The organism is Streptococcus sp. D2, from assembly GCF_006385825.1.
GTDB classification, from domain to species: Bacteria; Bacillota; Bacilli; order Lactobacillales; family Streptococcaceae; genus Streptococcus; species Streptococcus shenyangsis.
Genome location: NZ_VFSI01000014.1, coordinates 17,781 through 38,029 on the forward strand (window position 1 = coordinate 17,781; position 20,249 = coordinate 38,029).

Genomic DNA, 20,249 nt, shown 5'->3' on the forward strand with positions numbered 1-20,249 from the left:
CTTTCTAATTTTGAATTATCTTTCACTTTAAACTTAATTACCTTATAACTCTGAAACTTTAAAAAGACACTACTACCTGAACGCCATCCTTTAGCACAATAGTAGTAAGAAAACTCATATAAGGAATCTGGTGTCTCTGAATTATCTATCCGTTTGAAATAAATTCTACCATTCCATCTTCTACTCTAAATCGTTCTCAACTTAACGATAAGGGATTTTTGAACTTTCTATCTCTATTTCAGGATTAGCAAGTTTGAGATAAGGAGCAATATAGTCAGCATCCGTAACTTTTGGACCGAGGATAACCTTCGAATATTTTAAAGGAGCCAGATTGATGTATACAAATAAATCATATCTACCATTATCTTTCGGGCTTAATACGATATGCTTCCTATAATCATTATAGTTAACTTTATCAAAAATTTCTAACCCAATCTCTTCTTTCTTCAAAAAATTCTCATTTGATAAATCATTACCATCTCTATTAATAATTTTTTGAATAGCAGTATCATCTAAATTAATTAAAATACGATACTCCATTTCATACTCATAGTCTTTAACTTTAAAAAGGTAAGAAATCTTCTTCAATTTCTCAGCAAAACTTATTAATTCTTTTTCAGCTTTAAGATCCTGTAATTTTTCAAAAATTTGTTTTAACCTAGAAAGAGATTTATCGACATCCGATTCTTCTTTCTTATCTGAGTTCAAATCTAAATAATGAATTTTAACAAACTCAATGTATTTATGTGCAACAATGCCTTCAAGATAAGTCTTATCATATTCAAGAAATGCACCTTGAGAGGAATCAGCATACTCCTTCCACATAGGTAAACTATCAGAAACTACAGTTAAGGAAGATATAAACACATTTGAAGTTTGATAGTTATGGAAAAATGTATTATCCATCCCTAAATAATCGTAGATCGCTCTTCCCTCCATTGGGTCATTTAACTGTTTTAGATGGGTCAGTCGTAAAAACGGAGATTTTACTTTAGAATCATTTTCATTGTCATCTTTCCAGTCAGCTCTTATAAGAAAACTTGTTAATGTGTCAATCTTAGTATAATGTCCAAAGGAAGCAATTGTTTGAAAATCTTTAACATCAACTTTCAATTTTGAACGAATATCATAAATGATATCATCAGCTTGATTCAAAAGTTTATCAGTATCTGAAGAGAGAATAAAACTGGAATCTCCCTCTTCATCCAATGTATCATTGTCAAATCTTTCGAGTAATTGGATTACTTGATCTCGAATAATATCTGAGTCATTTTTCTTTTCAATACTACTAATAACTTTTATGCATGATTCAATAACTTCTTCGGATGATTCAATAACTTCATTAAAGTGTCGTGCTAAAAAATCAAGGTATTCCTCGACATAATCAGCTCGAGGATTCTCTATGTATAAGTCATTAATTGTTCCAAGGTGCTCCATTTGAAAAATAGATATTTTCTTATCTAGTGAAAAATACCAATAATCAATAGCTTCAAAATTGTATGTTTTTATTATGAAATCAATTATACTTTTTAGTTTCTGTATCAAAAATATCTTTGTTTCTCTTGAAACTTTTCCTTCGATTAATGCCATATAAAAAACTGAAAAAACTGAAGAAACAATAACGTTTTTTTCAGTAGATGGTATTTCAATTACCCAATTAAGAATCGTCAAGAAAGGAGAATCTTCTTCAAAAAAAGCAATATTGGCATCTACATCTTCTATTTTATTCAAATAGTCATATAAACAATGTGAATACCAAAAACAGATATTATCAAATTCAGAATCAGTATTTTGTGCTTTTATTTTTCGGGAAATAATGTCGCCAAAACTCTCTAAAATCTTTCTTTGTACTGAAATAAAAATATATTCTTCGACATAACTGATTAGCAAAAAAATGTCATACAAATTCTTAATTTGCTCTTCTTCAGGGAATTCTAAATAAACTTTTAAAAAAGCATTGAGCTCATTTTTTAATTCTTTTATATTTTCTGAATGATGCCTAATCACTATGATAATATGCTCTACATATTTAAATTGATCTTCTTTAGTTAGAACTAAATAATCATTTATAAGATTTGTTAGCTCAATTCTTAATTCAATTTCATCCATATTTCTAAAAATCTCTACTAAATCATATGGATTGATTTCATTTGTAAAATAATTTAACTTTTCCATTTCATCTCCTTCTAAAACCTACCCCAAAGCCTTGACTTCCAACATCATATCTCGGATCTGAGCAGCTAACTCGAAATCAAGCACTTCGACGGCTTCTTGCATTTGTTTTTCCAGTTTCTTGACCAATTCTTTGCGTTCTTGTTTGTTAAGGCTATTGATATCGACTTCCTTGTCCTCTTCTTTAGCCACAGTTTTGGTAACAGAAATAAGATCACGTATTTCCTTCTTAATAGTTTGTGGCACGATACCGTGTTCTTTATTATAAGCCATCTGAATCTGACGACGGCGGGCAGTTTCATCGATGGCTTTTTGCATAGATTGAGTCATAGTATCAGCATACATGATCACATGCCCTTCGCTATTACGAGCAGCACGACCAATGGTTTGAATGAGTCCACGCTCATTACGAAGGAAGCCTTCCTTGTCAGCATCGAGAATGGCAACTAAACTTACTTCAGGTACATCAATCCCTTCACGAAGAAGATTGATGCCGACCAAGACATCAAAGACTCCCAATCGTAAATCTCGAATAATCTCTGTCCGCTCTAAAGTCTTGATATCCGAGTGCATGTACTTGACCTTGATGCCCATTTCTTTGAAGTAGTCAGTCAAGTCTTCAGCCATTTTCTTGGTCAAGGTTGTAATAAAGGTACGTTCGTTCCTTTCAACACGGGCATTGATTTCACCTAAGAGATCATCAATCTGTCCCATAGTCGGACGGACTTCCACTTCAGGATCCAAGAGCCCAGTCGGTCGAATGATTTGCTCGATCACTGTCTCGGTCTGTTCATTTTCATAGTCACCAGGTGTCGCTGAAACGTAGACAATCTGGTGCACATGACTTTCAAACTCCTCACGGCGTAAAGGTCGATTGTCCAAGGCAGACGGCAAACGGAAACCATAATTAACCAGCATTTCTTTACGCGAACGGTCTCCATTGTACATGCCCTTGATTTGCCCCATTGTCATGTGACTCTCGTCAATCATAATCAAGAAATCATCTGGGAAGAAGTCGAGAAGGGTATAAGGAGGCTCACCCTCACTCCGTCCATCCATGTGACGTGAATAGTTCTCAACCCCGTTGGTATAACCCATCTCACGCAGCATTTCGATATCATACTCTGTCCTCTGTTTCAAACGTTGGGCTTCAAGCAGTTTACCTTCCTTCTCAAAGACAGCTAGTTGTTCTTCTAATTCTGCTTGAATCTTGGCAATGGCAACTTCCATGTGGTCGTCATTGGTCACAAAGTGAGTCGCTGGGAAAATCGCCAAATGATCCACTTCGCCAAGGACTTGACCTGTCAAAGCCTCCACTTCGCGGATACGATCAATCTCATCTCCAAAGAATTCTACTCGAAAAGCGTGTTCATCTCGGGAAGCTGGGAAAATCTCCACCACATCCCCACGAACACGAAATCTTCCCCGTTGGAAATCAATATCATTGCGTTCAAACTGAATATCGACCAAATCATTCAAAAGTTTATCACGAGAAATCTCTAAACCTGGACGCAGACTCACGACACTGTCGGCGTATTCCTTTGGCGAACCCAAACCATAGATACAAGAGACTGAGGCCACGACAATAACATCATTACGCTCCAAAAGGGCTGAAGTCGCTGAGTGACGGAGTTTGTCAATCTCATCGTTAACAGAACTATCCTTCTCAATATAGGTATCGCTAGAAGGGACATAGGCCTCAGGTTGGTAATAATCATAGTAAGACACAAAGTATTCAACAGCATTTTCAGGGAAAAATTCCTTAAACTCCCCATAGAGCTGTCCTGCTAGAGTTTTATTGTGGGCAATAACCAGAGTTGGTTTATTGACTTTGGAAATGACCTGACTCATGGTATAGGTCTTCCCTGTACCAGTCGCCCCCATGAGAATCTGAGCTTTTTCTCCCCCCTCAATGTTATCTACCAACTGCTCGATAGCTTGGGGTTGATCTCCTGATGGTTGGTATTTTGATACTAATTTAAATTGATTGTCTGTAATGCGATTGATCATAAGAATCCTCTCTCCATGTGCTATTCCTATTTTAACATACTTGTAGCATTTTCACGAAGAAAAGGACGGACCGAAGTCACATCATTTCATTTTCTTTCTTTAATTGATAAGCGAGATAGACAATCAGCAGTAATAAAACTAGACTTGTCATGATAGAACCTTCAATCCCAAAAGAACCACCTGATAGCCAATCTTGATTGCCTTGTGGTAAAAAGGTCATCAAAGACGTTCCTGATGGCTGACCACTAACTAAAATCCCAAAGAGATTGCCCTGAGCAAAATTCCAAGCCCCATGAATACCTGCAACACCCCAAACTGTATCGGTTTTGAGAAGGTAAAGAGCCATGGCAACTCCAAATAAGAAGAGATTCACTAGAGATAGAGGTGTAAGACCAGAATTGCTCACATGAAGGAAGGTAAAGAATAGGCTAGATATGACGACAGCAAGTTTTAGATTCGTTCTTGAGGACAATTGAGGAAGGAGCCAAGCACGGGACACCACTTCTTCTGCTGTCCCCTGTAAAATCCAAAATGGGATAGTAAAGACAACAAAGAAAATGGAATAAGGATTCAAGTGAATAGACTCCAAACGATATTGACCCAAGGCCACTAAAGCTAACAAGGTCAGAAGAAAGAGTGCCAGGCCTAGACCAAATCCTTTAAAAAGATTGCTGAGGAAATTCTCTCTATAAAATCCCAAGGTCCGAATAGGTCTTTTCTCAACTTTTCTTGTCCATCTGAACACAGTATTGAGAATAAAACCAAAGGACAGCAATGATAAAATTAAACGAAAGTCACTTGTTCTATCCATCAAGCTCTGCTGCAAGGTCTGCAAGTAAGTTGCAAGATTTTGACCAGTCTCTCCAAAATTTCTAGCAAGTCCGATAAGAGCTAACAAACTAATACCATACAAAGTATAAGCCACAAACTCTCCTATAAAGACAAAAACAAAGGCTAACAAGGGGCTTGTGTAAATATTTAAACTCATTTTTGAAGCCTGGAAGTCTTTAAATATTCTTTTGTTCTTCATATCCCTGTCCTCTTTTCTTCCATTATATACTATTATTATAGCACTTTATAGTAGCAATTCAAGAAAGAATCTATGTTATATTTTCTAACATAAAAACCTCATGATTTGCATTTTTTTGTTTTTTCTGATATAATGGGAAAATATTCGGAAAAGGAGACTAAAAATGAAGAAAAAATTTCTAGCATTTTTGCTAATTTTATTCCCAATTTTCTCATTAGGTATTGCAAAAGCTGAGACGATTAAGATTGTGTCTGATACCGCCTATGCACCGTTTGAGTTTAAAGATTCAGATCAAACTTATAAAGGAATTGATGTTGACATTATTAACAAAGTCGCTGAGATTAAAGGATGGAACATTCAGATGTCCTATCCTGGATTTGACGCAGCGGTAAATGCGGTTCAAGCTGGTCAAGCTGACGCAATCATGGCAGGAATGACAAAGACTGCAGAACGTGAAAAAGTTTTCACCATGTCTGATACTTACTATGATACAAAAGTTGTCATTGCAACTACAAAGTCACACAAGATTAGTCAGTATGATCAATTAAAAGGTAAAACTGTTGGTGTTAAAAACGGAACTGCCGCTCAACGTTTCCTTGAAACAATCAAAGATAAATACGGTTTTAGCATTAAAACATTTGATACTGGTGATTTGATGAACAACAGCTTGAGTGCTGGTGCCATTGATGCCATGATGGATGATAAACCTGTTATCGAATATGCCATTAACCAAGGTCAAGACCTCCATATTGAAATGGATGGTGAAGCTGTAGGTAGCTTTGCTTTCGGTGTGAAAAAAGGTAGCAAATACGAGCACCTGGTTACTGAATTTAACCAAGCCTTGGCTGAAATGAAAAAAGATGGTAGCCTTGATAAAATCATCAAGAAATGGACTGCTTCATCATCTTCAGCAGTGCCAACTACAACTACTCTAGCAGGATTAAAAGCCATTCCTGTTAAGGCTAAATACATCATTGCCAGCGATTCTTCTTTTGCACCTTTTGTTTTCCAAAATTCAAGTAACCAATTTACTGGTATTGATATGGAATTGATTAAGGCAATCGCTAAAGACCAAGGTTTTGAAATCGAAATCACCAACCCTGGTTTTGATGCAGCTATCAGCGCTGTCCAAGCTGGTCAAGCAGATGGTATCATTGCTGGTATGTCTGTTACAGATGCTCGTAAGGCAACTTTTGACTTCTCAGAATCATACTACACTGCTAATACTATCCTTGGTGTCAAAGAATCAAGCACTATTGCTTCTTATGAAGACTTGAAAGGGAAGACAGTCGGTGTTAAAAACGGAACTGCTTCTCAAACCTTCCTAACAGAAAATCAAAGCAAATACGGTTACAAAATCAAAACTTTTGCTGATGGTTCTTCAATGTATGACAGTTTAAACACTGGGGCAATCGATGCCGTTATGGATGATGAACCTGTTCTCAAATATTCTATCAGCCAAGGTCAAAAATTGAAAACTCCAATCGCTGGAACTCCAATCGGTGAAACAGCCTTTGCCGTTAAAAAAGGAGCAAATCCAGAATTGATTGAAATGTTCAACAACGGACTTGCAAATCTTAAAGCAAACGGGGAATTCCAAAAGATTCTTGATAAATACCTAGCTAGCGAATCTTCATCTGCTTCAACAAGCACTGTTGATGAGACAACTATCTGGGGCTTGCTCCAAAACAACTACAAACAACTCCTTAGTGGGCTTGGTATCACTCTTGCTCTAGCTCTTATCTCATTTGCTATTGCCATTGTTATCGGGATTATCTTCGGTATGTTTAGTGTCAGCCCCTACAAATCTCTTCGTGTGATCTCTGAGATTTTCGTTGACGTTATCCGTGGTATTCCATTGATGATTCTTGCAGCCTTCATCTTCTGGGGAATTCCAAACTTCATCGAATCTATCACAGGCCAACAAAGTCCAATTAACGACTTCGTAGCCGGTACTATTGCCCTCTCACTCAATGCAGCGGCTTATATCGCTGAAATCGTTCGTGGTGGTATTCAGGCCGTTCCAGTTGGTCAAATGGAAGCCAGCCGAAGCTTGGGTATCTCTTATGGAAAAACCATGCGTAAGATTATCTTGCCACAAGCAACTAAATTAATGTTGCCAAACTTTGTTAACCAATTCGTTATCGCTCTTAAAGATACAACTATCGTATCTGCTATCGGTTTGGTTGAACTCTTCCAAACTGGTAAGATTATCATTGCCCGTAACTACCAAAGTTTCAAGATGTATGCAATCCTTGCTATCTTCTATCTTGTAATTATCACACTTTTGACTAGACTAGCGAAACGCTTAGAAAAGAGGATTCGTTAATGGCAAAATTAAAAATTGATGTAAATGACTTACATAAGCAATATGGAAAAAATAAGGTCCTAAAAGGAATTACGACTAAGTTCTATGAAGGAGACGTTGTCTGTATCATCGGGCCTTCAGGTTCTGGTAAGTCAACTTTCCTTCGTAGTCTCAATCTTCTAGAAGAAGTTACGAGCGGTCACATCACTGTGAACGGTTATGACTTAACTGAAAAAACAACCAACGTTGACCACGTCCGTGAAAATATCGGAATGGTATTCCAACACTTCAATCTCTTCCCTCACATGTCTGTATTGGACAACATTACTTTTGCTCCAATTGAGCACAAGTTGATGACTAAGGAAGAAGCTGAGAAATTGGGAATGGAGTTGCTTGACAAAGTTGGGCTAGCAGATAAAGCTAATGCTAACCCAGATAGCCTATCAGGAGGACAAAAACAACGTGTGGCCATCGCTCGTGGACTAGCAATGAATCCAGACATCATGCTCTTTGATGAACCAACTTCTGCCCTTGATCCTGAGATGGTCGGAGACGTACTAAACGTTATGAAGGAATTGGCTGAACAAGGCATGACCATGATTATCGTAACCCATGAGATGGGATTTGCCCGTCAGGTTGCCAACCGCGTTATCTTTACTGCAGATGGTGAATTCCTTGAAGACGGAACACCTGATCAAATCTTTGATAACCCTCAACACCCACGTCTGAAAGAGTTCTTGGACAAGGTCTTAAACGTCTAAACTCAAACTGTAAGGATTTCCTTGCAGTTTTTTTCTATCTCGTATTGGATTTTTTGATTTTTCGGAAAATTATGTTAGAATTAAGTTTATGAAATGAGATTTTCTCATACCTAGCAAGACTAGGAATAAAAATAGAAATTAGGTAGCTAGATGTCATCTAAGGTTATTGTTACAATTTTCGGTGCGAGTGGAGACCTGGCTAAACGCAAGCTCTACCCTTCCCTTTTTAGACTATATAAATCCGGCAATCTTTCCAAGCACTTTGCAGTTATTGGAACTGCCCGTCGTCCTTGGAGCAAGGAATATTTTGAATCTGTTGTTGTCGAATCTATCCTTGATTTGGCAGATAGTACCGAACAGGCTCAAGAGTTCGCTAGCCACTTCTACTATCAAAGTCATGATGTCAATGATACAGAGCACTACATTGCTTTACGTCAATTGCAGGCTGAACTCAATGACAAGTACCAAGCTGAAGACAACAAGCTCTTCTTCTTGTCTATGGCACCTCAGTTCTTTGGAACTATCGCAAAACACCTCAAGTCCGAAAACATTGTAGATGGTAAAGGTTTTGAACGTTTAATCGTTGAAAAACCATTTGGTACAGATTACGCAAGCGCAAGCAAGTTGAATGACGAGCTCCTAGCAACATTTGACGAAGAACAAATTTTCCGTATCGACCATTATCTTGGTAAGGAAATGATCCAAAGCATCTTTGCAGTTCGCTTTGCCAACTTGATTTTTGAAAACGTTTGGAACAAAGACTTTATCGACAATGTTCAAATTACCTTTGCGGAGCGCTTGGGTGTAGAAGAACGTGGTGGCTACTATGATGAATCTGGCGCCCTCCGTGACATGGTACAGAACCATACTCTACAATTGCTTTCCCTCCTTGCCATGGACAAGCCAGCCAGCTTCACAAAGGACGAGATTCGTGCCGAAAAGATTAAGGTCTTTAAAAACCTCTATCACCCAACTGATGAAGAACTTAAAGAACACTTTATCCGTGGTCAATACCGTTCAGGTAAGATTGATGGCATGAAATACATTTCTTATCGTAGCGAGCCAAATGTTAATCCAGAATCAACAACTGAAACCTTTGCATCTGGTGCCTTCTTTGTAGACAGCGATCGCTTCCGTGGTGTTCCTTTCTTCTTCCGTACTGGTAAACGTCTGACTGAAAAAGGAACTCATGTCAACATCGTCTTTAAACAAATGGACTCTATCTTTGGTGAGCCACTTGCTCCAAACATTTTAACCATCTATATCCAACCAACAGAAGGATTCTCTCTTAGCCTAAATGGGAAGCAAGTAGGAGAAGAATTCAACTTGGCTCCTAACTCACTCGATTACCGTACAGATGCGACCGCAACTGGTGCTTCTCCAGAACCATACGAGAAATTGATTTATGATGTCCTAAATAACAACTCAACTAACTTTAGCCACTGGGATGAAGTTGGTGCGTCATGGAAATTAATTGACCGTATCGAAGATCTCTGGGCCGAAAATGGTGCCCCACTTCATGACTATAAAGCTGGAAGCATGGGACCTCAAGCTAGCTTTGACTTACTTGAAAAATTCGGTGCCAAATGGACTTGGCAACCAGATATCGCCTATCGTCAAGATGGTCGTTTAGAATAAAAAAAATCCTGCAAGTTTGTACCTTGCAGGATTTTTGCTTCTGATTAGATTAAGCCTTCCAAGAGACCCTTCATAAAGTTTTCATTAATATTCTTAATAAAATTAACAGCAAATTTATAGCACCAAGTATAGATAAAACTGAAAATAATTTATTACCTGTTTTAGGCAAATTTCTTTCAATTCTTTTTGGATATTGATGAATCTTTAATTCATTATTTTTTTCAATCATATCAGAATTAGCATTTTCAAACAAATTACCTTCACCATATGGACTAAATCCATTATTTTGTAATGCATCCTGAACATATAAATCCATGTTTATACTTTCACTATTATTCTTATCCGTAGATTGAACAGTATTTATATTTTCATTGCTAGTCTTATCCGTAGATTGAACAGAAGTTGAATTTTCACTGTCAGTCTTATCCGTAGATTGAACAGAAGTTAAATTTTCACTGTCAGTCTTGTCCGTAGATTGAACAGTATTTATATTTTCATTGCTAGTCTTATCCGTAGATTGAACAGAAGTTGAATTTTCATTGCTAGTCTTATTCGTAGATTGAACAGAAGTTGAATTTTCACTGTCAGTCTTATCCGTAGATTGAACAGAAGTTGAATTTTCACTGTCAGTCTTATCCGTAGATTGAGCAGTATTTATATTTTCATTGTCAGTCTTATCCGTAGATTGAGCAGAAGTTGAATTTTCACTGTCAGTCTTATCTGTAGATTGAGCAGTATTTATATTTTCATTGTCAGTCTTATCCGTAGATTGAGCAGAAGTTGAATTTTCACTGTCAGTCTTATCCGTAGATTGAGCAGTATTTATATTTTCATTGCTAGTCTTATCCGTAGATTGAGCAGAAATTACACTTTCATCTATTGGCTGGTTATTTGATAATGAGTCTGTTGGTAATATATTAGCATCATTTTTTGACTCTTTTTCACTATTAATCGAATCTAGGGATGAAATTTCCCTTCTATTAGCTACTCTTAGAATCGGAGAAGATTCTTTAGGTAAATTCTCAGAATTATACTCTGAAATATTTTTTGCCTTGTCATAAATAGCTAATCTACTTATCTCCCAGTCACCTGGGAAACTATTTTCATCTACTTGATATCTAAAAATAAACTGACCTTCTTTATTTAATTTGCCTGTTAATATTTCATACTTAGAAGGAGAAGACACTGAACGAATTGTCAAGTAAGCTGAATCTAATTGTCTATTATCGCTTGCATCTACTGTATAGGTTACAACATCATGTTCCGTAGCGCTTATCTGATTTAACTTAATTGAAATTAATTTAGGTGCTTCTGTGTCTGGTTGAAGATTAGTTGAAATAGTTAAAATCGGAGAAGATTCTTTAGGTAAATTCTCAGAATTATACTCTGAAATATTTTTTGCCTTGTCATAAATAGCTAATCTACTTATCTCCCAGTCACCTGGGAAACTATTTTCATCTACTTGATATCTAAAAATAAACTGACCTTCTTTATTTAATTTGCCTGTTAATATTTCATACTTAGAAGGAGAAGACACTGAACGAATTGTCAAGTAAGCTGAATCTAATTGTCTATTATCGCTTGCATCTACTGTATAGGTTACAACATCATGTTCCGTAGCGCTTGCCTGATTTAACTTAATTGAAATTAATTTAGGCGCTTCTGTGTCTGGTTGAAGATTACTTGAAATAGTTAAAATCGGAGAAGATTCTTTAGGAATATTCTCAGAATCATACTCTGAAATATTTTTTGCCTTGTCATAAATAGATAAGCTACTGATCTGCCAGTCACCTGGAAAAGTATTTTCATCTACTTGATACCTAAAAATAAACTGACCTTCTTTATTTAATTTTCCTGTTAATATTTCATACTTAGAAGGAGAAGACACTGAACGAATTGTCAAGTAAGCTGAATCTAATTGTCTATTATCGCTTGCATCTACTGTATAGGTTACAACATCATGTTCCGTAGCGCTTGCCTGATTTAACTTAATTGAAATTAATTTAGGTGCTTCTGTGTCTGGTTGAAGATTATTTGCAACATTATTTAAACTTGATTCACCTACTTTCAATGGTTTACTATATAGTGCCAATGCGTCTTCACCATCTATATCTACATAATTATCAGAATCATCTCGTAAAGTGATCCCATTTATCCTCCATATACCACTAGATAATTTTTCATCAACTTCTAAGGTAAAAGAGAAAGTACCATCTGAAGTTGGAGAATCTGCATATAGTGCTTTTATTTTCCCGTTTTCATCATTTTTTAAAACAATTGTAGCGGTAGTTAATTTGCCGTTATCTTTTGCTTTTAGGGTGTAATTAACACGCTCACCTGACCTCACTTCTGTCTTATCTGAAGCTAGAGATACAAATTCAGGCGGGGTAACATCGACAGTAACATTATTTTCTACTTTTAGAGGTGTACTATATAGTGCCAATGCATCTTCACCATCTATATCTACATAATTATCAGAATCATCTCGTAAAGTGATCCCATTTATCCTCCATATACCACTAGATAATTTTTCATCAACTTCTAAGGTAAAAGAGAAAGTACCATCTGAAGTTGGAGAATCTGCATATAGTGCTTTTATTTTCCCGTTTTCATCATTTTTTAAAACAATTGTAGCGGTAGTTAATTTGCCCTTATCATGTGCTTTTAGAGTGTAATTAACACGCTCACCTGATCTCACTTCTGTCTTATCTGAAGTTAGAGATACAAATTCAGGTGGGTCAACATCGACAGTAGTATTAATTAAATTTTCCGTTACACCCGAATAGGTATAATTCTCTTCAGCTTGAGCATTTTCACATAAAGTTGCCCCACATATTAATAAACCTGTCAAGCTAACTTTGGTAATTTTATTCCAACTAATATATTTCATAAATATATCTCCACATTTTTAAAAATCAAAATATTAAATTAAGCCTTCCAAGAGACCCTTCATAAAGTTTTCTGAGTTAAACTCTCCAATATCATCGATTTTTTCACCAAAACCAATCAATTTTACAGGAATATTGAGTTCTTCACGGATAGCTAGAACCACACCACCTCGGGCAGTTCCATCAATCTTAGTCAAGACAATTCCTGTTAAAGGAGTGATTTTTGAAAATTCTTTGGCCTGTACAAGAGCATTTTGACCTGTTGATGCATCAAGTGCTAAGAAGGTTTCATGCGGTGCTTCTGGCACAACACGTTTGATGATGCGACCAATCTTTTCCAACTCAGCCATGAGGTTATCCTTATTTTGCAGACGACCTGCGGTGTCAATCATGAGAATATCGATACCTTCAGCCACTGCACGTTCCATGCCATCAAAGACTACACTAGCTGGATCAGCTTTTTCAGGTCCAGTCACTACTGGAACATCTACTCGTCGGCCCCATTCAGCTAGCTGGGCTACTGCTCCTGCACGGAAGGTATCTGCCGCAACCAGCATGACCTTCTTACCTGCTTGTTTGTAGCGGTGAGCTAGTTTCCCGATAGAAGTTGTCTTCCCAACACCATTAACCCCGACAAAGAGCATGACTGTCAAGCCATCTTGGAAGTGAATACTTTCATCGTAGTTGCCATCCTTTTCATAAAGCTCAACCAATTTCTCAATGATGACACGGCGAAGGGCGTCAGGTTTCTTGGCGTTTTCAAGCTTGGCTTCGTAGCGTAGCTCCTCTGTTAAGTTGGAAGCTACTTGGACACCAACGTCACTCATGATGAGCAGTTCTTCTAGTTCCTCGAAAAATTCTTCGTCAACAGAGCGGAAATTAGCAAAGAAGGCGTTCAAGCGGGCACCGAAGCCTGTACGAGTTTTCTTAAGACTGCGGTCATATTTTTCCTGAACAGTTTCTTCTGCTTGAGGAATTTCTGGTTCAAGAACTTCAGAACTATTTTCTTCTGCAGCTTCTATGAACTCAGGATTTTCTTCCTCTGGAACTTCTTCTGAGTTTGGTAATTCTTCTACTTCTTCTTGTTGAACTTCTGCAACTGGCTCTGAATTATAATTTTCTTCAACTGTGTCTTGGATTTCCTCTTCTTCAAGCACAGCTTCTTCAGCAACCTCTGCTTCTTCTTGAGAAACTTCCTCAGCTTCTGTAAGGGCAGTCTCAGTATCTTCAGACAAATCAAGATTTTCCAGAGCTTCTTTTACAACTTCTTCGATTTTAGGTTCTTCTTTTTTTCCGAATAGACGGTCAAACAATCCCATATCTTAGTTCTCCTTTAGCACGTATTCTTCTATAGCCCAGGCGACAGCTTCCTCATCATTGGTCATTGGAGTCACCACATTTGCGACTGCCTTGACTTCAGGAACAGCGTTTTGCATGGCAACACCGAGCCCTGCCCATTCAATCATAGAAAGGTCATTGGCTTCATCACCACAGGCCATCACTTGACTTTGATCGATTCCCAGATGGCTGATTAGTTTGGCCAAACCTGTTGCTTTGTGTACATTCTTTGGTGACCACTCTAGCAACATTTCACGTGATTTAAAGATTTCATATTGTTCAAATAATTCTGGCGAAATCTTCTGAATGGCTGCATCCAAGGGTTCTTGAGCAAAGGCAGTCACGCACTTATTGTAGGTCATTTGACTAGATAAGTCTTCAAAGTCAACTGGAACAAAAGTCAAAGCTGGATTGAATTTGGCATAAAGACTTTCTTGGTCCGATTGGATTTGATAAACAGTTCCTTCTGAGATGGCATCAAGAGGCAGTGATAATTTCTCTGTTTCCTCATACAAGCGTGCCACATCATCATATGAAAAGACTGTCTTATCAAGGATTTCACCTGTATTTTTCTGAACCAACCCACCATTAAAAGTAATGGTATACTCATCTTCGTGGCCGTCAGTCCCTAGCTCATGGAGAAAGAAATCCATAGCTTTTAAGGGACGACCAGTTGTCAATACGACCTTGATACCACGATCACGCGCAGCTTTCAGGGTTGCCTTGGTACGATCCGTCAGCCTTTTATCAGTAGTCAACAAGGTCCCGTCCAAGTCCAATGCAATCAATTTTATATCTGCCATTATAAGCCCTCCATATAAGCTATAACCGACTGGTCCTTATGGTGACCAATCACAGTCTCTGCTAATTCTAAAATTTCTGGTCGCGCATTTTCAGGAGCTACAGGATGACCGACAACCTGCATCATGTGCAAGTCATTTAGATTGTCTCCAAAAGCCATAACCTGATCCATTGTGATACCAAGTTTTTTAGCTAATTCAACAATGGCTACTCCCTTATCGACATAGTCCAGAACAATATCAATAGATTCAAAGCCAGTTGTCATGGCCTTAACACCAGGAACATTTTCATTTACCCAAGCTTCTCCAGCTTCTAGCGTTTCTTCTGTGAAGTTGGTTGTAAATTTGAAAATATCATCTGTGATATCTTCCAGGCTCGCTACTTTTTGGATATTTTCATTATAATGCTGGCTCTCTTTCAAATAGGTCGCATCAACCGTATCTAGCACATAAGAGCCCTTCTTCCCAGTCAAGAGCAATTTATTGATATCTACATAAGGTGACATTTTCAGCTTTTCAAAAGTTGATAGATAAAACTCACGAGACATAGTCGCTTCATACAAGTCTTGACCTCGATATTCGACCAAACTACCATTTTCAGCGATGAAAATAATGTCATCACGAACATCAGCAAATAATTTTTCTAAAGACAGAAATCCCCGCCCCGAAGCCACCGCAAAATAAATCCCTTTTTCCTTGTAGGAAACTAAAAGAGACTTGAGGCGGTCCATATCAAAGCGTCCATTAACATCTAGGAAGGTTCCGTCCATATCCGTTGCTACTAGTTTAATTGTCATCCTTCAATACTTTCTAAATCTTTTAACTTAACTGAAACAATCTTTGAAACACCTGATTCTTGCATGGTCACTCCATAAATGGAATCAGCCGCTGCCATGGTCCCCTTACGGTGAGTTACGACGATGAACTGACTGTCCTTGTCAAAGCGGTTGAGATAATCTCCAAAACGTTTAACATTGGCTTCGTCCAGCGCAGCCTCTACTTCATCCAAGATAACAAACGGGATAGTCTTAACTCGAATGATAGAGAAAAGCAAGGCTAGAGCTGACAAAGCTTTCTCCCCACCACTCATGAGGTTGAGAGACTGGATTTTCTTGCCTGGAGGTTGGACAGAAATTTCAACCCCAGCTGTCAGCAAGTCTCCTTCAGTCAAAATCAAGTCAGCCTGACCTCCGCCAAACATCTGCTTGAAGGTCACTTTAAAGGACTCACGAATAGCTTCAAAGGTTGATTTAAAGCGTTCCTTGACCTCATCATTCATCTCTGTGATGGTTTCTAGGAGCAGGTTTTTCGCTGACAAAATATCATCTCGCTGGCTATTTAGGAAATCCAAGCGGCTGTGAACTTCTTCGTACTGTTCAATAGCTTCCAAATTGACAGGACCCAGTGAGCGAATAGCCTTCTCTAAATCCTTAACCTCTTGCTCCGCCAGATTGAGATTTTCCAACTCATGCGCCTTTTCTAGAGCTTCAGTATAGCTAATCTGATATTGGTCTGTTAATTGACTTTGTAGATGGCGCAAACGCTCGCTGATCTTTTCTTTCTTGGCTTCAGCACGTGTTTGCTTGCGAATCCACTCTTCATTCTGCTGGCGAGCCTGTTCCAAATGACTGGCAATATCATCCAGTTGACCCTCGATATCATCCAACTCAAACTGCTTGCGAATCAAACCTTGTTGGAGATTTGTTTTCTGAGTTTTGGCTTCTTCGGCCTGCTGGGCTAGAAGCTCTGTATCAACCTTCTCAAGATTGTCAACCTTTTCTTGAAGAAGGCGCTGGATTTCCTCTTGTTCGATATCTAAATTGTCCAATTCCTTGCCTAAACGCTCAATATCAGCCACTTCATAACGTTTTTGCCCTTGCAGTTCTGTCTTAAGCAGGCGAGCTTGCGCTAGCTCTTCCTGCAAGTTTTGATAGCGTTCTTGGATGGCGTTTTTGTTAGACTTAATCCCTTCAATCTCAGCTTCCAGATTTTTCTTTTCACTGGCGATTGTAGTAAGGCGCTCTTGGCATTTTTCCTTATCCGCTTGCCAATCTCCCTCAGAAAGACGATTTAATTCCTCTTCTTGGAGTTTCCAAAGAGTTTCCAGTTCCTCAACTTGCTGACTAGTCTGCTGATAAGCGAGGGACAAGCCTTGCTCCTGAATACGAGCCTGCTCTCCCTGAGATTTGATGGCCTCTAACTTTTCTGTCAATGAAACCATCTCATCTTGCAAATTCTTCAAACTCGCTTCATCTGTACGCAAGCTTGCTTCTTCTTCAGCAATTTCTTTTTGTAATTGCTCCAGTTCTGGTTTGATGAAAATGCTATTATTCTGGCGATTAGCTCCACCCGCATAGGAACCACCTGTACGAAGTTCTGTCCCATCCAATGTCACCATGCGAACCTGATAACGAACTTGTCGAGCAGCTGCACGCGCATGTTCTACAGTATCAAAAATAGCTGTTGTTGCTAGCAAGTTCTTGAAAATAGCTTCCAGTCTAGTATCGAATGTCACCAACTCATCTGCCATGCCAAGGAAACCTGAGCTTGTAGCAATAGCATCTTGGTTCTGACTAGAAATCGTACGCGCCTTGATAGTGGTCAAAGGAAGGAAGGTTGCACGACCAGCTCTGTTTCGTTTGAGGAAATCAATCGCCTTGGTTGCCGCGTTTTCATCTTCCACGATGATATGCTGGCTGCTAGCTCCGAGCGCGATTTCCAGCGCAGTTTGATAATGCACATCAAAGGTCAGGTGCTCACTGACTGCCCCAATAATCCCACCAAGGCGGTCTTTTTCTTGGAGGACACTCTTAACACCTGCATAAAAGTTACTATGATTTCTCAGGATATTTTCCAAACTTTGGGCTCTAGCCTGTTTGTTTTTGAGACTATCCAGACGGTCAAAGAGTTGACTTTGTTGAGTTTGATAGGAAGTTTCCTGCTCCTCTTGCTCCTTGGCACAGACTTGGTAGTCGGCCAGTAATTTCTGAACTTGCTCCTTGGCAGTTTCAAGCTCTTCTTTTTGATGACTAGCCTTCTCTTTAGCTGTAGCTAACTGTTCTTTCAGCTTTTCTAATTGATCTGCTTGTTTTTGAGAAAGCTGACGACTATTTTCCAACTCATTCTCAATACGAGTCAGTTGGTTTGAGACATCCGCTTCTTCTTGTAAAAGAGCTACAAAGCGTTCACGTAAGAGCTCAATCATCTGATCAGGATCATCTGAAAAAGCTAGTAATTCAGCTTCTAAACGATTGAGTTTTTGATTATTTTGAATTAGATTGTGTTCTAATTGTCCCAAGTTCGCTTCTTTTTCAGCCTTTTCCTGATTTAGAGCCTTTCTCTTATCCTCCAAAGCAGCCAAACGGGCTTGTGCCTCCTGTTGATTCAGGGCCACTTGCTCGGACTCCAGTTTCGATAGGGCTAATTTTCTTTCTAAATCACTAATCAGACTGGTCAAATCCATCAAACTGCCTTGGTCTTTGGCCATTTCAGCTTGTAAATCTTGGCGTTGCTTTTTAAGAGTTTGGTTTTCTTCTTCTAATTTTTCACGCTTTTGGTAGTAACTCGTCAAGAGTTCCTGAACCTGTGCCAACTCTTCTTCTGTCGACTCTAGTTCAGCCTTATTTTCCTTGATTTGAGCAACTAAAACATCCAAGTAAATAGCCTTGCGTTGACCTTCTAAGTCTAGAAACTTACGAGCATTTTCAGCTTGCTTCTCAAGAGGCTTGATTTGATTATCCAACTCGTAGATAATGTCTTCTAGACGATCTAGATTATCCTGAGTTTGCTGCAGTTTACTCTCTGTCTCTTTTCGACGAGTCTTATATTTCAAAACTCCTGCAGCTTCTTCAAAAATAGCTCTGCGTTCTTCAGGCTTGGAGTTGAAAATCTCCTCAACCTTCCCTTGGGAAATGATAGAGAAGGAATCTCGTCCCAAACCTGTATCCAAGAAAAGATCATGAATATCACGAAGACGAACTTTCTTGCCGTCAATCTTGTATTCGCTATCACCACTACGATAGATATGGCGTTCTACCCTGATTTCTTGACCTAAATCCTTGATAAATCCATCATTATTATCCAAAGTCACAACTACAGAAGCATAATTGAGCGGTTTGCGACTTTCAGTTCCAGCAAAAATGACATCGGGCATCTTGCCCCCACGGAGACTCTTGACACTAGACTCTCCCAAAGCCCAACGCAGACTTTCTGTAATATTCGACTTTCCAGATCCATTGGGTCCAACAACTGCCGTAACACCTTGGTCAAATACGACCTTGGTCTTGTCAGCAAAAGACTTGAATCCCTGAATTTCGATTTCCTTTAAATACATGAATCCAGCCCTTTCTCAACGGCATTTTTGGCAGCTTCCTGCTCTGCTAATTTCTTAGAACGGCCTTGACCTTGACCAATGCTCTTACCTTCAACAAGAACTTCTACATCAAAAACCTTATCGTGGGCAGGACCCGTTTCAGAAATCACCTGATAACGAATAGCCACATCTCCATTGACCTGAAGTAACTCTTGGAGATGGGTTTTGTAGTCTGTAATCATCTCAAACTCGCCTGCTTCAACCTTAGGAATCATGACTTGATAGATAAATTCCTTGACCTTGGCCACATCCTTGTCCAAAAGGAGGGCACCAAGAAAGGCTTCAAAGGCATCGCCAAGAATGGTGTCACGATTTCGACCACCAGATTTTTCTTCTCCCTTACCCAGCTTGATAAACTGGTCAAACTGGCAATCACGCGCAAAACCAGCCAAACTCTCCTCGCGAACAATCATGGCACGGAGTTTGGACAAATCACCCTCAGGCTTTTTAGGATATTTTTTATACAGATATTCTGAAATCAATAACTGTAGAACAGCGTCTCCTAAAAATTCCAAGCGTTCATTGTGTGAAATTTTTAAGAGGCGGTGCTCATTGGCATAACTCGTATGAGTAAAGGCAGTCTCCAGTAAGTTTTTGTCTGCAAATTCGATTGCAAAATGGTTTTTAAGTACAGTTTGTAATTCTTTCATACCAACCTCTTTCTAACTGATAACAGTCCTTTTTATTATATCAAAAAAAGCCCCCTGAGTCACTTTAAAACGGGACTGGAGGAGATTTGGGCATTCTATAGAATATGATTTTCAGTTTTAGGGAAAAATTTGAGGCAGGATAAAGAAAAAAGCCCTATTAAAGGCTTTTTAGGATGTTTACATCCACCCTGAGGGAATCGAACCCCCATCTCAAGAACCGGAATCTTACGTGATATCCATTACACTAAGGGTGGAAACCTGTTTTATTATAACAGAAATTTG

The 20,249-nt window shown here is 38.7% G+C and carries 12 protein-coding genes and 1 tRNA gene; 3 read left to right on the forward strand and 10 right to left on the reverse strand.

The genetic code is table 11. The features are described from left to right. Positions 1–201 precede the first annotated feature (201 nt). The 3 genes from FJR73_RS08380 to FJR73_RS08390 all read right to left on the reverse strand — a co-directional run bounded on the left by FJR73_RS08380 (position 202) and on the right by FJR73_RS08390 (position 5,212). The gene (locus tag FJR73_RS08380) at positions 202–2,175 is read right to left on the reverse strand and encodes a DUF2971 domain-containing protein (RefSeq protein ID WP_235888728.1); all 1,974 of its coding nucleotides are present in this window, start codon (positions 2,173–2,175) and stop codon (positions 202–204) included. A gap of 18 nt (positions 2,176–2,193) precedes the next feature. Next, entirely contained in the window at positions 2,194–4,182 is a 1,989-nt protein-coding gene (uvrB, locus tag FJR73_RS08385; RefSeq protein WP_140834431.1) for an excinuclease ABC subunit UvrB, read from the reverse strand. A 76-nt stretch (positions 4,183–4,258) separates the two neighbouring features. Next, positions 4,259–5,212 (reverse strand): CPBP family intramembrane glutamic endopeptidase, encoded by a 954-nt coding sequence (locus FJR73_RS08390; RefSeq protein WP_140834433.1) that lies wholly within the window; start codon positions 5,210–5,212, stop codon positions 4,259–4,261. Between the two features lie 163 nt (positions 5,213–5,375). On the opposite strand from FJR73_RS08390, the gene FJR73_RS08395 reads away from it, so the two are divergent. The 3 genes from FJR73_RS08395 to zwf all read left to right on the forward strand — a co-directional run bounded on the left by FJR73_RS08395 (position 5,376) and on the right by zwf (position 9,919). Then, positions 5,376–7,541 carry an ABC transporter substrate-binding protein/permease gene (locus FJR73_RS08395; protein WP_033680371.1) on the forward strand — a complete coding sequence of 722 codons (2,166 nt, stop codon included), beginning with the start codon at positions 5,376–5,378 and terminating at the stop codon, positions 7,539–7,541. Beyond that, positions 7,541–8,281, forward strand: a complete 741-nt coding sequence (locus tag FJR73_RS08400; RefSeq protein ID WP_001096322.1) for an amino acid ABC transporter ATP-binding protein — start codon at positions 7,541–7,543, stop codon at positions 8,279–8,281. The genes FJR73_RS08395 and FJR73_RS08400 overlap by 1 nt, the downstream gene beginning before the upstream one ends. 150 nt (positions 8,282–8,431) lie before the next feature. Further along, positions 8,432–9,919, forward strand: a complete 1,488-nt coding sequence (gene zwf, locus FJR73_RS08405; protein ID WP_140834434.1) for a glucose-6-phosphate dehydrogenase — start codon at positions 8,432–8,434, stop codon at positions 9,917–9,919. Between the two features lie 70 nt (positions 9,920–9,989). On the opposite strand, the gene FJR73_RS08410 is transcribed toward zwf, so the two are convergent. The 7 genes from FJR73_RS08410 to FJR73_RS08440 form a co-directional block, all read right to left on the reverse strand. Beyond that, positions 9,990–12,809: a hypothetical protein gene (locus FJR73_RS08410; protein ID WP_140834436.1), complete on the reverse strand. Its 2,820-nt coding sequence runs from the start codon at positions 12,807–12,809 to the stop codon at positions 9,990–9,992. A gap of 33 nt (positions 12,810–12,842) precedes the next feature. Next, the gene (ftsY, locus tag FJR73_RS08415; protein ID WP_125451330.1) at positions 12,843–14,126 is read right to left on the reverse strand and encodes a signal recognition particle-docking protein FtsY; all 1,284 of its coding nucleotides are present in this window, start codon (positions 14,124–14,126) and stop codon (positions 12,843–12,845) included. Between the two features lie 3 nt (positions 14,127–14,129). Beyond that, positions 14,130–14,948: a Cof-type HAD-IIB family hydrolase gene (locus FJR73_RS08420; RefSeq protein WP_140834437.1), complete on the reverse strand. Its 819-nt coding sequence runs from the start codon at positions 14,946–14,948 to the stop codon at positions 14,130–14,132. Continuing rightward, positions 14,948–15,742 (reverse strand): Cof-type HAD-IIB family hydrolase, encoded by a 795-nt coding sequence (locus FJR73_RS08425; protein ID WP_140834438.1) that lies wholly within the window; start codon positions 15,740–15,742, stop codon positions 14,948–14,950. The genes FJR73_RS08420 and FJR73_RS08425 overlap by 1 nt, the downstream gene beginning before the upstream one ends. Then, the gene (smc, locus tag FJR73_RS08430) at positions 15,739–19,278 is read right to left on the reverse strand and encodes a chromosome segregation protein SMC (RefSeq protein WP_140834441.1); all 3,540 of its coding nucleotides are present in this window, start codon (positions 19,276–19,278) and stop codon (positions 15,739–15,741) included. The genes FJR73_RS08425 and smc overlap by 4 nt, the downstream gene beginning before the upstream one ends. Then, the gene (gene rnc / locus FJR73_RS08435) at positions 19,269–19,967 is read right to left on the reverse strand and encodes a ribonuclease III (RefSeq protein ID WP_000661487.1); all 699 of its coding nucleotides are present in this window, start codon (positions 19,965–19,967) and stop codon (positions 19,269–19,271) included. The genes smc and rnc overlap by 10 nt, the downstream gene beginning before the upstream one ends. Before the next feature lie 182 nt (positions 19,968–20,149). Continuing rightward, positions 20,150–20,221 (reverse strand) — tRNA-Arg (locus FJR73_RS08440). Between the last annotated feature and the right edge of the window lie 28 nt (positions 20,222–20,249).